The sequence below is a fragment of the Herbaspirillum sp. RV1423 genome (assembly GCF_000577615.1).
Taxonomy (GTDB): domain Bacteria; phylum Pseudomonadota; class Gammaproteobacteria; order Burkholderiales; family Burkholderiaceae_D; genus Herbaspirillum.
The window spans coordinates 247010-258972 of record NZ_CBXX010000003.1 but is presented as its reverse complement, the minus strand read 5'-3'; the positions used below and the strand labels follow the sequence as shown (position 1 = coordinate 258972).

At 63.4% G+C, this 11963-nt stretch carries 15 protein-coding genes; 13 read left to right on the top strand and 2 right to left on the bottom strand.

All coding sequences use genetic code 11. The features are described 5' to 3' along the window. The first annotated feature begins 5 nt into the window (after window positions 1–5). Together RV1423_RS04670 and RV1423_RS04665 are read left to right on the top strand one after the other, a co-directional pair. On the top strand, window positions 6–2009 hold the full coding sequence (locus tag RV1423_RS04670) for a ParB/RepB/Spo0J family partition protein (protein WP_034293665.1): 2004 nt from the start codon (window positions 6–8) through the stop codon (window positions 2007–2009). Window positions 2010–2773: 764 nt separating this feature from the next. Next, the gene (locus RV1423_RS04665; RefSeq protein ID WP_034293664.1) at window positions 2774–3082 is read left to right on the top strand and encodes a DUF736 domain-containing protein; all 309 of its coding nucleotides are present in this window, start codon (window positions 2774–2776) and stop codon (window positions 3080–3082) included. A 47-nt stretch (window positions 3083–3129) separates the two neighbouring features. On the opposite strand, the gene RV1423_RS04660 is transcribed toward RV1423_RS04665, so the two are convergent. Beyond that, a complete protein-coding gene (locus tag RV1423_RS04660) occupies window positions 3130–3426 on the bottom strand; it encodes a helix-turn-helix domain-containing protein (RefSeq protein ID WP_024106815.1) in 297 nt (98 codons plus the stop codon). Between the two features lie 450 nt (window positions 3427–3876). Here RV1423_RS04660 and RV1423_RS04655 point away from each other — a divergent pair, with 450 nt between their 5' ends. The 4 genes from RV1423_RS04655 to RV1423_RS04640 all read left to right on the top strand — a co-directional run bounded on the left by RV1423_RS04655 (window position 3877) and on the right by RV1423_RS04640 (window position 6651). Next, window positions 3877–4227, top strand: coding sequence for a DUF2958 domain-containing protein (locus RV1423_RS04655; RefSeq protein ID WP_034293663.1), 351 nt, complete (start codon window positions 3877–3879; stop codon window positions 4225–4227). 359 nt (window positions 4228–4586) lie between these two features. Next, entirely contained in the window at window positions 4587–5384 is a 798-nt protein-coding gene (locus RV1423_RS04650; protein WP_034293661.1) for a DUF2285 domain-containing protein, read from the top strand. A gap of 83 nt (window positions 5385–5467) precedes the next feature. Beyond that, complete coding sequence (locus RV1423_RS04645) at window positions 5468–5764, top strand: helix-turn-helix domain-containing protein (protein ID WP_034293659.1); 297 nt, start codon at window positions 5468–5470, stop codon at window positions 5762–5764. Between the two features lie 35 nt (window positions 5765–5799). Further along, window positions 5800–6651 carry a replication initiator protein A gene (locus tag RV1423_RS04640; RefSeq protein ID WP_034293820.1) on the top strand — a complete coding sequence of 284 codons (852 nt, stop codon included), beginning with the start codon at window positions 5800–5802 and terminating at the stop codon, window positions 6649–6651. A 162-nt stretch (window positions 6652–6813) separates the two neighbouring features. On the opposite strand, the gene RV1423_RS30810 is transcribed toward RV1423_RS04640, so the two are convergent. After that, window positions 6814–6942 (bottom strand): hypothetical protein, encoded by a 129-nt coding sequence (locus tag RV1423_RS30810; RefSeq protein WP_255344195.1) that lies wholly within the window; start codon window positions 6940–6942, stop codon window positions 6814–6816. On the opposite strand from RV1423_RS30810, the gene parA reads away from it, so the two are divergent. The 7 genes from parA to RV1423_RS04605 all read left to right on the top strand — a co-directional run bounded on the left by parA (window position 6941) and on the right by RV1423_RS04605 (window position 11950). Continuing rightward, window positions 6941–7579, top strand: a complete 639-nt coding sequence (gene parA / locus RV1423_RS04635; protein WP_034293656.1) for a ParA family partition ATPase — start codon at window positions 6941–6943, stop codon at window positions 7577–7579. The two genes, RV1423_RS30810 and parA, sit on opposite strands and share 2 nt — an antisense overlap. Next, entirely contained in the window at window positions 7576–7827 is a 252-nt protein-coding gene (locus tag RV1423_RS04630) for a hypothetical protein (RefSeq protein ID WP_034293813.1), read from the top strand. Before parA ends, RV1423_RS04630 begins: the two co-directional genes overlap by 4 nt. Next, window positions 7824–8369: a DUF2840 domain-containing protein gene (locus tag RV1423_RS04625; protein ID WP_034293653.1), complete on the top strand. Its 546-nt coding sequence runs from the start codon at window positions 7824–7826 to the stop codon at window positions 8367–8369. Before RV1423_RS04630 ends, RV1423_RS04625 begins: the two co-directional genes overlap by 4 nt. After that, a complete protein-coding gene (locus tag RV1423_RS04620) occupies window positions 8366–8926 on the top strand; it encodes a S26 family signal peptidase (protein WP_034293651.1) in 561 nt (186 codons plus the stop codon). Before RV1423_RS04625 ends, RV1423_RS04620 begins: the two co-directional genes overlap by 4 nt. Continuing rightward, on the top strand, window positions 8923–9351 hold the full coding sequence (locus tag RV1423_RS04615; protein ID WP_051516482.1) for a hypothetical protein: 429 nt from the start codon (window positions 8923–8925) through the stop codon (window positions 9349–9351). Before RV1423_RS04620 ends, RV1423_RS04615 begins: the two co-directional genes overlap by 4 nt. Beyond that, window positions 9348–11288 carry a relaxase/mobilization nuclease and DUF3363 domain-containing protein gene (locus RV1423_RS04610; protein ID WP_034293649.1) on the top strand — a complete coding sequence of 647 codons (1941 nt, stop codon included), beginning with the start codon at window positions 9348–9350 and terminating at the stop codon, window positions 11286–11288. Before RV1423_RS04615 ends, RV1423_RS04610 begins: the two co-directional genes overlap by 4 nt. 302 nt (window positions 11289–11590) lie before the next feature. After that, a complete protein-coding gene (locus tag RV1423_RS04605; protein ID WP_155835020.1) occupies window positions 11591–11950 on the top strand; it encodes a hypothetical protein in 360 nt (119 codons plus the stop codon). Window positions 11951–11963 lie beyond the last annotated feature (13 nt).

Genomic DNA, 11963 nt, shown 5'->3' with positions numbered 1-11963 from the left:
TCACCATGAATACCGTTACCACTCAAGAAGTCCAAGCCCTTGAAGCCGCTGCACCGTCACAAAACATGCTGCTGGTGCCGCTGTCGCAACTGCGCCCGTCCAAGCGCAATGTGCGCAAGACCTTGGGCGCTTCCATCACCGAACTGGCTGCAAGCATTCTGCGTGTCGGCCTGCTGCAAAACCTGACCGTGATTCTTGCCAGCGGTGGCGAGCATTACGAAGTGGTGGCCGGTGGCCGCCGCTTTGCCGCCTTGAAGCTGCTGGCGAAGAAGCGGCGCATTGCGAAGGATTACGCGGTGCCTTGCCTGCTGGTGGCCGATGCGTCGGCGCGTACCGCCAGCCTGACCGAGAACGTGCAGCGCGAAGCCATGCACCCCGCCGACCAGTTCGAGGCATTCGCCGCCCTGATCGCGGAAGGCCGCCCCATTGAGGATATTGCCGCAGACTTTGGCGTCACGCCTTTGGTGGTGCAGCGGCGCTTGAAGCTGGCGAATGTTTCGCCGCGTTTGATGGCCGACTACCGCGCCGATGCGTTGAACCTTGACCAGTTGATGGCGCTTGCAATCACCGACGACCACGCCGCGCAGGAAGCCGCGTTCTACGATGCGCCGAACTGGCAGCGCGCCCCAAACGCATTGCGCGAACGGCTGACCGAGCGTGAAATCGACGCCCACCGTCATCCGCTGGTGCGTTTCGTCGGGCTGGACGCCTACGAGGCCGCAGGCGGTGGCATCCGGCGTGACCTGTTCGCGGATGCTGACCAAGGTATCTACTTGACCGATGCGGCATTGATCGACCGACTGGCGCAAGACAAGCTGGCAGGCATTGCCGACGAGGTGTGCCGCGAGGGCTGGGCGTGGGTGGAGGCCGTGCCCGCCGCCACCTATGCACACCTGCAAATCTTCCAGCGCGCCCCGAAGGAACGGCGCAAGCCCAATACCCGCGAGGCCAAGCGCATCGCCAAGCTGCAAGCCAAGGTGCAGGAAATCGGGGAAGCCTTGAATGCCGCCCTCGATGCCGAGGATGAAGAAAAAGCCGAAGCGCTCGACGACGAAGGCCGCCGCGTGGGGGAGCAACTGGAGGCGCTGGAGGCTGAATTGCTGGCCTATGGCCCGACCGTCCGCGCTGCTGCGGGTGTTGTCGTCACGCTCGACCGCCAAGGCGAACCTGTCATCCATCGCGGCCTGCTGCGCGATGCCGAAGCCAAGGCATTGCGGACACTGGCAAGGGTGCAAAGCGGCATAGCCCCGGAAGACGCCGAGGACGAGGACAGCCCAGAGCCAAAGAAAGCCGGAATCTCCGAAAAGCTGGCGCGCCGCTTGAGCGCCCACCGCACGGCGGCACTGCAAATCGAGCTGGCGCGCAATCCGCAGGCATCGCTGGCCGCGCTGGTGCATGGCATGGTGCAGCGGGTCTTGCAGGACGGCTATGCGGTGGAACTGCCCATCGGCATCAGCGTCCGCTCGCAGGACAGACTGGAAGGCTACGCCCCGGACTGGCCGCAATCGCCCGCCGCTGTCGCCTTGCGGGAACTACAGCAAGTATGGGGCGCGCAGTTGCCGGAGGATGACGCCGAACTGTTCGCCGGACTGCTGGCAATGCCGCAGGACGAACTGGTGCGGCTGCTGGCGGTGTGCGTGGCTTCGACCGTGGATGTAGTTTCTTCGCGGGAACACGATGCGCCGGGCAAGGTGCTGGCGCAGGCGGTCGGGCTGGACATGGGGGCATGGTGGAGGCCGACTGCCGAGGGGTATTTCTCCCACGTCTCCAAGGCGGTGATTCTGGAAGCGGTGCAGCAGTTCGCGCCGCAACACGTCACCCGATTGGCGAATCTCAAGAAGGCTGACATTGCCAGCGAGGCCGAGCGGCTTGCAGAAGGAACAGGCTGGATGCCTGCCATGTTCAAGAGCGAGGACAGCACGAGCGCGGCGCAGCACAACGCGCAGCAGGAAAGCCCGCAGGATGCCGCCACCGAGGTGGAGGAAGTGGCCGAAGCGCTGGCCGCGTGAGGTAGCAACGACAAATGGCCCCGGCGCAGAAACGTGCCGGGGTATTTTCTTGAAAAATCGGGCGCGGCAAGTGTGCCGCGCCCGCTCTAACAGCCGACCAGCCACCCCAAAAACCAAAAACGCGCCCCGCCGTCGTGGCGGGGCGTCGAATCGACGGGCACTCCGGCCCATGCCGGGCCTGCGCGTGCGATGCACTTACCCAGATAGAGCACTCGCCACGATGGGCGGGTGCTGGGGTGCGCTGCACCTTGCTGCCGCAGGTTGTGCAAATGCGTGCCGTCCACGATGCTGACGGTTGGCCATCTTTGCATCACGAAGGATGGTTCACCGACACGCCGCATAGCCTTGCCATGAAGATTCCACGCCACGCTTCAACCCGTTTTGCCGTCTGATACCGGGAGCGTTCCCGCCAGTCATTCCGGGCCAGGCCTTGCCGGCATCAAGGCGCATGCCGGCGCTGCCTGCTTGCGGGGATGCCGAGTTGACCATCGTTCCATTCGGGCCAGTTCGACCCCTGCGTCCTTGGCTTGTCGTGAATCCTGGCGAGAGCACGGCTTGCGCCTCGGGCTTCATGGCTGCAACCGTCCGGCCCAAACAATTTCCCCGGCGCTGTGCACCTTCCTCGCGCAGCAAATTCTTTGGGCCTCCCGGTCCTCCACGCTGTTGCGGCCGCTCAGCGGTGCGGCCAGCCCGTCCCGCGCCGGGCGGATCACCGACAAGGACGCGATGGGCGCGATCTTGCAACCCCGAAAGGAAACTTCATCATGGCTAACATCGGCACCTTCACCGCAGACAAAGACGGCTTCACCGGCACGCTTCGCACCTTGACGCTCAACGTCAAGCTCAAGTTCATCCAGAACGACAAGACCAGCGAGAACGCTCCTGACTACCGCATCCAGGCAGCCAACGGGCTGGAAGTCGGCGCAGCGTGGAAAAAAATCAGCCAGGCCGAGCGGCCTTACCTGTCGGCGAGCCTGGACGACCCTTCGTTCCCGGCTACCGTCTACGCCCGCCTCATCGAAGGCGAGGACAGCACTCACAACCTGATCTGGTCGCGCAGCAAGGGCGACTGATCGCCGCCCCGACGCCCCGCCCACTGTGGCGGGGCATTCCCTGATGGTCAGTGCTCTGGCTCGGAAGCCGTCAGACGGCTTTCTGTCGCCGTCATCAAGTCAGCCGAACTGCAACCCAGCGCCCGTGCGATCTTGAGGATGATCGCCAGCGTAGGCATGTGCTCGCCACGCTCGATCTTGCCCATGTGCGAGCGCTCGATGTCGGCCAGGTTGGCCAGCGTCTCCTGGGCGACCCCTTGCTCTGTTCTCAGCGCGCGCACCGCCGCGCCGAAGGCTTGTGCCGGTTCGGCCTCGAAAGTGGTGGCGCCGGCCGGTCGGCCGCGCTGGATTGATCGCTTCTGCATACACAGAAGCGTCAATTAACAGCACAATTAAAACCACGTTATCTTTAACTCATTGACTATTTCGATCTACCATATCGAGTGACGGTAGCTCGCTTTTCATCGTGCTTTTGCGCTTGTGCGTAAAGCCGGATTCGTGTTTCTGCGCTTCTGTGGATTCGTTGACTTCCGTCTGTACGTTTTTACGATCTTCCGTAAATCCTTAATGGCACATCCGAGGCTTTCCGTGCATCCAGCAATACGGTTTCGCGCATCGTCGGCTTTGTGGGCATCCTGGCCGACACCTCCATTCCCAAGCTCACCCCATAGCGGACAAGTGCGCGAGTCTGGCGCACGTCGCTTGCCGTCAACCCCGGCCTGCACCGGACCGTGTTGGGGTATGACGGCTGCGCTTGGTACGTGCGCCCAGTCGCCTCGCTCCGCCGTGGAGTGAACCCTTTAAAGGAAGCGACCTTGACCCAAACTCTCATCACCGACGAACAACGCGCCCAACTGCTCGCCAATGGCCGAGCCAGTACCGAAGGCCAGGACATTGACCCGCCGCCCGTTGTCAAGCTGTTCACCCCGGACGCGCACGCGACCTGGCTGCTGACAGAACTCGATCCCGAGGATGGCGATACGGCCTTTGGCCTGTGCGATGTCGGCATCGGCATGCCCGAGCTGGGCAATGTGCGGATATCTGATCTGGCATCCATCGTCGGGCCGTTGAAGCTGCCCGTAGAGCGGGATTTGTATTTCGTTGCAAAGCGCACCTTGTCCGACTATGCGCGGCTGGCCCGCATCAACGGTTCGATCATCGACTGATCGAACGATGGCCCGCTGCGGCGGGCCATCCAGACGCTGCCGGTTATGGCGTACTGTGTCTATTTGGGTCTCAGTTCAGATTCCATACGCATTAATTCGCGCTCTGCAGCAGAGCGGTGCAATGGCGACCCAAACAGTCACTATCTCCGGCGCTGTTTGCGGCACCGTCTCCGATGCTGCGCACCTTCATCGATTGCGCTGCCGTCGCATTCGGACGATCCCTGCAACGCTTCGGAGCCAAGCAGTCTTGACATTACAAGATTATCGAATATCGATATGACTTTTTGGTGATGACTCCGTAGCTTCGTAGTGCCGGGGCCCATGGCGACTGTTCCTGCTATCTGACAGGAGGTTGCGCCATGGCAGAGCCGAGTTTCGATCATTGGCATCCAAGCGCCGCGTATCTCTACGTCCTGCATCTGGACGGCCCTGCCTTGGCCTGGGAATATCTGCGGCGCGACCCGGACTACCGGCGCGACTGGTTACGTCGTCACCGCCATCCCGAGATGGCGCAGCGCTGGGGCCTACGCCTGCTGGAAGATCCTGGCCAGGATGCGCGGAACGCGCACCCGACCTGGTTCCCCGACCACGATATCGTGGTGCAGCTCTATCCCGATGCTGATCCGCCGCCCGATGCAAGCCTCTTCGAATTCTGGCGCATTCCCGGACACAAACAACTAATCCATGACGGCCGCCGCCTGCTGCTGGTCGTCCGGCAACCGGGCTGCTGCCAGCGTTTGGCACTTGCACCCGCGCTGGAGGACGGTATGGCCTACGTCTACGCCATCCGCGCCTGCCAAGCTCCTTATGTCCGCTATCGAGCGCTGGCAGGCGAACTGAACAAGCTGCAGGCGGCCAGCGACTCCGCGCCTGCGGCGGTGGTCAAGCCGCGTCCATCTCCATCTTCGCTGCTGGAACTGCACACCCTGCAGGCGCTCGACGGCACCCTGGCGGGTGCGTCCTTGCGCACTGTCGCCGACGTGCTGTTCGGCCCGGATGCCGTTGCAAAGGGTTGGCACGCCGATGGCGATCTGCGCGCCCGCGTGCGCCGCCTCGTGCAGCGCGGGAAAAAGCTGATGCACGGCGGCTATCGCCGCCTGGCACAGCTTCCGCCGCCTGAACAGGGACGTCTGGCATCCAACGCAAAACGTCCCTGAGCAGAACGCCGCGCATTCTTGAGACTGCCTCCATCCGGTCACGCTGTTGTGACCGGCGACCCTGACCGATGGAGGTTCACACCATGAGACCAGTTCCCTTGCGGCCCGCTGCCGCACCCACAGCTACTGCCACGCAGCCAGCCCGCTACCTGACCAACGACGAGGCCGCCGAATTTCTGCGGCTGTCGCCGCGCACGCTGGAGAAGCAACGCGTGATCGGCGGCGGGCCGCGCTTCCGCAAGTTCGGCCGACGTGTCATGTACGCGGTGGCCGACCTCGAAACCTGGGCCGATGCTCGCAGCTTTGAGGCCACTTCCGACCCTGAATACGCCGAGCATCACTCTGGCGATAGCCGCGATGGTCAACATGGGCGCCGCTGAGGTCAGGCAAGCCAGGCACGCCGATGGCCTTCGCCATATCCAGCCCATCGCTGCCGCCAGCGCAGACTATGCAGCTGGACGAACAGCTCGACCTGTTTCGCGCGCTGCCGGGCGACATGGCGCCGCGCGATGCCCAGGACCTGATGGCCTATCCATTCTTCTCGCTGGCCAAGTCGCGGCGTATCGCGCCGATCGACTTTCGTTCTGGCGGCGTGACCGTGCGCGTGGAGGGAACACAAGAGCACGGCATCGCCACGATCTGGGATGCCGACATTCTGATCTGGGCAGCCAGCCAGATCGTGGAAGCGCGGGATGCGGGTATCCGCTGCTCGCGCCGGATGCAGGCCACCCCCTACGAGATACTGCGCTTCATCGGGCGCGGCACGTCGTTGCACGATTACCAGCGCCTGAAAGCAGCGCTGGACCGCTTGCAGTCCACCAGCGTGGCGACCTCGATCCGCGAAACGACAGGCCGACGCCTGCATCGCTTCTCCTGGATCAACGAGTGGAAGGAGCGGGCCGACAGCAAAGGGGTTCCACTGGGTCTCGAATTGATCCTGCCGGACTGGTTCTATGCCGGCGTGCTGGACGAAGCCCTGGTGCTGACCATCGACCCGGCATATTTCAAGCTCACGGGCGGTATCGAGCGTTGGCTGTACCGTCTGGTGCGCAAACACGGCGGCAAGCAGCCCGGTGGCTGGCAGTTCGACTTTCCGCACCTGCACCGCAAATCGGGCAGTTCGGCGCGGTTCTCGGACTTCGCTTTCGACCTGCGCGCACTGGTGGCACGCCAGTCTTTACCTGGCTACACCTTGAGCATCGAGCGATTGCCGGGCGAGCCGGAAATCCTCGTCTTCCGTCCCGTGCCGCAAACGGCACGGGGATAAGTCGTGGACAAGCTGTGAATGGCCTCGTGCTATCAGGCGCAAGGTGGCTCGTGCTATCGGGAGTGCGGCTCTCGTGCTATCAGGAGTACGAATCGGCCGCAAACCCAATAACGGCGCGGGTTTCGTCCTCTCTTAACTTACCTAACTTAAAACCTCTAACTTTTAATAAGAGCGCGTCGGTTCGGTGGACAACTGCTGAAAACCAAAAGCAACGGCAAAACCGAAGCAAAAACCAAAGACGTTTTGCAAAGCAAAAACAGGCAGGCTTTTCAAGCGGGAGGGCTGCACCATGATCATCGCCTTGCTCAACCAAAAAGGCGGGGTCGGCAAGACCACGCTTGCCACCCACATCGCTGGCGAACTGGCGACGCAGGGGCAATCGGTCATCCTGCTGGATGCCGATCCGCAGGGATCATCTCTCGACTGGACACAACGGCGCAGCCAGCAAGGACTGCCCCGGTTGTTCAGCGCTGTCGGCTTGGCAAGAGAGACCCTGCATCAGGAAGCGCCAGAACTCGCCAGGCGGGCCGATCACATCGTCATCGACGGCCCGCCCAGGATCGCAGCACTCGCGCGCTCCGCGCTGCTGGCGGCCGATTGCGTACTGATCCCGGTACAGCCGAGTCCTTACGACCTGTGGGCCAGCGCCGAAATGGTGGCATTGGTCCGTGAGGCTCAGGTCTTTCGACCTGCGTTGCGCGCGGCCTTTGTCATCAACCGGCGTGTCAGTACCACCGTGATTGGGCGCGAGGCGCGCAGTTCGCTCGCCGATCAACCACTGCCCGCGCTGCGTGCAGAGGTTCGTCAACGCATCGTCTTCGCCGACAGCGTGGCTGCCGGACGGCTTGCACGCGAACTGGCTGAGGACAGCGCGGCCGCAAGGGAAATCACCGCGTTGGTGGACGAACTATTGTGGTGGTCGCCATGAGCAGCGGACGCGGCAAGCGCTTCGCCATCGGCGCACGTCCCTCGGCGAATCCGCACGCGGAAGCATGGATTCGCCAGGGCGACGGTAGCGATATCAACAAGGGCGACCTCTACACCGCCCGGTTGACTCTCGATGTAACACCCGCGCTGCGCGCTCGCATCAAGGTTTCTGCCTTCACCCAAAACACCACGGTGGCCGAACTGCTGCGCGCCTTACTGGAACGTGAGTTCCCGGAGAAGACACCATGAATACCAACACACAGACCCCACCAACAACAAGCGCGGCGGTGTCGCCACTATCGTTGCGCACACTTGCCGGCCAGGTCGGCAAAGTGCCGCTGACCCGCGTGGCGCTCGCCTATGTGAACAAGCGCATCAACCTCTATCTGCGCTTCGGCAACCCGGCGCGCACCATCCAGCTCGACCGCTGGCGGCGCAGCGCGGTGTTCCTGCCGACATCCATCTTCTCCCGTATCCGCTGGGAGTCCAACGACTACGGTACGACACGCTGGCAGCTCATGGTGATGCAGGCCTGCACGCCGCTGGACGCGGTGCAGCGCATTCCCGGCATACAACCCGGCGCGCGCCTCCTGCTGCACGCCGAAGGTGAACGGCAGGTGCAAGCCGTGCTGAAATTGATCGACGCCATCGAGGCCCTCGGCATAGTCCTTATCGACGTGCCGCCCGCGTATTGGCGCACGCTGGGCAACCGTCTTTCCGCGCATCTGGCACTGCCGCAATACACGGCCGAGCGGCATGCCGCCTGGCTCGCCGGGAGGGAATTGCAATGACTGCGGAAACGATCAAACCTCGCGCGCGCGGGCGCGCCCGCCTCGTGCTGGCAATGCTGTCCGCCTGCGGCTTTGCTGCGCTGGCCTGGGCATCCTTCGTGACGCCTTCGGCGCACGTCGTCTACAACCCTTCCAACAGCGTGCCGGTCGGCTGGTATCGCATAGCGCCGGTCCATTCTCCAGCCGACTCGCTGCACGTCGGCAGCATCGTGCTGGCCCGGCTTCCGGCAGAACCCGCCGCATTGGCTGTGCAGCGTGGCTACCTGCCGCCGCACATCCCGCTGCTCAAACGTGTTGGTGCGGTTGCACCTCAACACGTCTGCATCGTGGATGGTGTCGTGCGCATCGACGGCGTGCCCGTGGCCACCGTGTTGCGCGCCGACCGGCTGGGCCGCCCGTTGCCATCCTGGCCGCAGTGCCGGGCACTTGCCGAGGGTGAACTGTTCCTGCTCAGTGTCACCAATCCGGCGTCGTTCGACAGCCGGTATTTCGGGCCGATTGCTGCATCTGCCGTGATCGGTGAGGCGCAGCCGATTTACCTGGAGAGGCAACCATGAAGTCAACTGTCTACATGCGGATTGACGCATTCACGTCGCGCTTTGCCCTGCATCCGTCGCTGTGCTTGAGGGCCGGTTTCCTGCGTTCTTTTGCGCACGTTTGCATGCGTTCCAACGTGCAGACGGATTGCCCCGAGCGCGACATGCCGCAGGCATGGCTGGCGCTCGTCGGCCGGCAGGCTGCGCGGGACGCAGCGCCGCCGGGGCACCGCAGACCCGTGCCGTCAGGCCGGGGAAAGGTGCAGGGCAAGATAAAAGGTCGCGGCACTTCGTTGCCCGAAAACCCTGTCTGCACGTGGGGGTGGCGCGGCACGCGCCGGATCGCGGCACCGTGCCGCGAGATCGGTCAACGCCTTGCAAGCATTGGGGAAAGCGCGTGCTTTTCCCGCCGGACTGCGCCGGTCTTGGATCGAGGCGCCGCATGAGCCGCCGCGACGACGACCGTTTCCGCGTCCGCCCTGGTGCGCCGAAGCAGCGCGGCGACGCCTTCATCAACAAGGTGCTGCGCCAGGCGAACAAGGCTGGAACGAAAGCCGGCAAGGCAGGGAATCGGCCCGGCGCGCGGCTGGGCCGTGGCCACGTCGCGGCGCGCTTTGCAGATCACGCGCGGACACCCAATGCCCGGCGCGTGACCATCAAGACCCGGCTGGTCAATCTCGCCAAGGCCGGGACGCGCTCGACCGTCACGCACCTGCGCTACATCGAGCGCGAAGGCGTCGGGCGCAGCGGTGAACCCGGCAAGGCCTACGGGCCGACAACCGACAATGCCGACTTGGCCGCCTTCGAGGAACGCGGCCGGGAGGACAGGCACCAGTTCCGGTTCATCGTTTCGCCCGAGGATGCCGAACAACTTGATGACCTGCGCACCTACACCCGGCATTTGATGGCGCGCATGGAAGCCGACCTCGGCACGCGCTTGGAGTGGGCGGCAGTCGATCACTGGAACACTGACAACCCTCATACGCATGTTGTCCTGCGTGGCAAGGACGATACTGGCAAAGACCTCATCATTTCCCGCGATTACATCGGCCAGGGCATGCGGGACCGGGCATCGGAACTGGCGACCGAATGGCTGGGGCCGCGCACCGAGTTGGAGATCCAGCGCAGCATGCAGCGCGAAGTCGATCAGGAACGGTGGACCGGGCTGGATCGCACCTTGCAGCGTGAGACGGTGGATGGCCTGGTACAAACGGAGACGCTGGCCCAAACCCGGCTGCAACGCCAGCGGCAATTGCTGATCGGCCGCCTGCAACACTTGCAGCGCATGGGCCTGGCGACCGAGCAGCAGCCCGGCGTATGGGCCATCCATGCCGAGGCTGAGTCCACGCTGCGGGCAATGGGCGAACGCGGCGACATTATCCGCACTATGCAGCGGGCCATGAGTGGAAGGCCGCGCGAGCTGGAAGTGTTCCAGCCCGGCGAGGAAGGCCGTTCCATCGTCGGCCGGGTGGCCGGCAGGGGACTGGCCGACGAGCTGTACGACAAGGGCTATCTGGTCATCGACGGGACCGACGGCAAGGCCCACTATGTCGCGCTGCCGCCGCAGTCGGAACTGGAGCAGTACCCGGTCGGCGCCGTGGTCGAAGTGCGAGGTTCGACCGAGGTCCGGGCGACCGACAAAAACATCGTCGCACTGGCGGTCGATGGCATCTACCGTACCGATCATCACCTCACCGTTTCCAAGGCGCAGGCCCCGTCTGAACGCGATTCCCACGAGGTGGTCGATGCCCATGTCCGACGGCTGGAAGCATTGCGCCGGGCCGGCGTCGTGGAGCGCGTCGCCGAGGGTGTCTGGCGGGTGCCGGGCGACCTGCCCGAGCAGGGCCGACAGTACGACGCGCAGCGGCTAGGCGGCGCAGCGGTGGAACTGCGTTCGCATCTGCCCATCGAACGGCAGGCCCGTGTGATCGGTGCAACCTGGTTGGACCAGCAATTGATTGGAGGCGCCAGCGGCATCGCCGACAACGGTTTCGGCAGTGAGGTGCGGGAAGCACTGCGGCAGCGGTCCGATTTCCTGATCGAACAGGGGTTGGGTGAGCGACGAGGACAGCGCGTGATCCTGGCGCGCAATCTGTTGGCGACGTTACGCGGACGGGAGATCGACTCTGCTGCCAAAACCATCGCAACGGAGACCGGTCTCGCGCACCGCGCCGTGACCGACGGCGAGCGCGTAACCGGAATCTATCGCCGCAATGTGCTACTCGCCAGCGGACGCTTTGCGGTGCTCGACGACGGAATGGGTTTCAGCCTAGTGCCGTGGAAGCCGGTGATCGATCAGCGGCTTGGGCAGTCGATAGTCGCAACGGTGAGAGGTAACAGTGTGTCGTGGGAGATTGGACGGCAGCGTGGCCCCTTTGTCTGATATCCCAACCCTGGTACTACAATAAAATTCCTACGATTGATTGCAGGCGACGTCTATGCATGGCTGTATCGCAATGATCGATCCTGGCTCAACTTGAATTGCGCATAGCGGTCAATTCCAGAGATACGTCACCGGCGCGTTGTTGACTGGGACGCTCGTGATTCGGCCTCGCGAATACCGTCCGGCCGCGTGTCTTGAACTTGCCATGTCCAATCCCTCTCGCTGGATTGCACTATGGCGCCAACAAGCCAGCCTCTATTAGGCAGGCCGGTGAGTTAAGTGATCGCATCCCGTTGTACCGGATGGCATTTACAGTGTGTCAAGCGCTCCAAGCTGCCACTGATCGCACGAATCGAATCATCACGGACAACCAAGCGTTATCCGATGCGAACGGGGCGCTGTCCACCGAATTGAAGCTCGCCAAAGACGCATTGGCGCGTTTGCAGACGGAACAGCACGCCTTGAACGTCAGCATGGCCACCATGCAAAGCGATAACGCAGGTCTACAGCAGCGATTGGCGGATCGCGCCGCTGAAATCGCGGCACTGAATAATCAATTGACCCAGAGTCGCACCCAATTTGAACATTACCAAGAAGCGACGGCGCGTCAGGCAGCAGAGCAACGTGTAGCGCGCATGGAGCAAGATTTGGAGGGCGTGTAACGGCAAACGGTCG

Excerpts from the sequence above, each read along its gene's own strand:
- RV1423_RS04605 (WP_155835020.1), top strand. The coding sequence starts at position 11,591 with ATGGCATTTACAGTGTGTCAAGCGCTCCAAGCTGCCACTGATCGCACG.
- RV1423_RS04650 (WP_034293661.1), top strand. The coding sequence starts at position 4,587 with ATGGCAGAGCCGAGTTTCGATCATTGGCATCCAAGCGCCGCGTATCTC.
- RV1423_RS04630 (WP_034293813.1), top strand. The coding sequence starts at position 7,576 with ATGAGCAGCGGACGCGGCAAGCGCTTCGCCATCGGCGCACGTCCCTCG.
- RV1423_RS04610 (WP_034293649.1), top strand. The coding sequence starts at position 9,348 with ATGAGCCGCCGCGACGACGACCGTTTCCGCGTCCGCCCTGGTGCGCCG.
- RV1423_RS04660 (WP_024106815.1), bottom strand. The coding sequence starts at position 3,426 with ATGCAGAAGCGATCAATCCAGCGCGGCCGACCGGCCGGCGCCACCACT.
- RV1423_RS04620 (WP_034293651.1), top strand. The coding sequence starts at position 8,366 with ATGACTGCGGAAACGATCAAACCTCGCGCGCGCGGGCGCGCCCGCCTC.
- RV1423_RS04625 (WP_034293653.1), top strand. The coding sequence starts at position 7,824 with ATGAATACCAACACACAGACCCCACCAACAACAAGCGCGGCGGTGTCG.
- parA (WP_034293656.1), top strand. The coding sequence starts at position 6,941 with ATGATCATCGCCTTGCTCAACCAAAAAGGCGGGGTCGGCAAGACCACG.
- RV1423_RS04615 (WP_051516482.1), top strand. The coding sequence starts at position 8,923 with ATGAAGTCAACTGTCTACATGCGGATTGACGCATTCACGTCGCGCTTT.
- RV1423_RS30810 (WP_255344195.1), bottom strand. The coding sequence starts at position 6,942 with ATGGTGCAGCCCTCCCGCTTGAAAAGCCTGCCTGTTTTTGCTTTGCAA.
- RV1423_RS04670 (WP_034293665.1), top strand. The coding sequence starts at position 6 with ATGAATACCGTTACCACTCAAGAAGTCCAAGCCCTTGAAGCCGCTGCA.
- RV1423_RS04665 (WP_034293664.1), top strand. The coding sequence starts at position 2,774 with ATGGCTAACATCGGCACCTTCACCGCAGACAAAGACGGCTTCACCGGC.
- RV1423_RS04645 (WP_034293659.1), top strand. The coding sequence starts at position 5,468 with ATGAGACCAGTTCCCTTGCGGCCCGCTGCCGCACCCACAGCTACTGCC.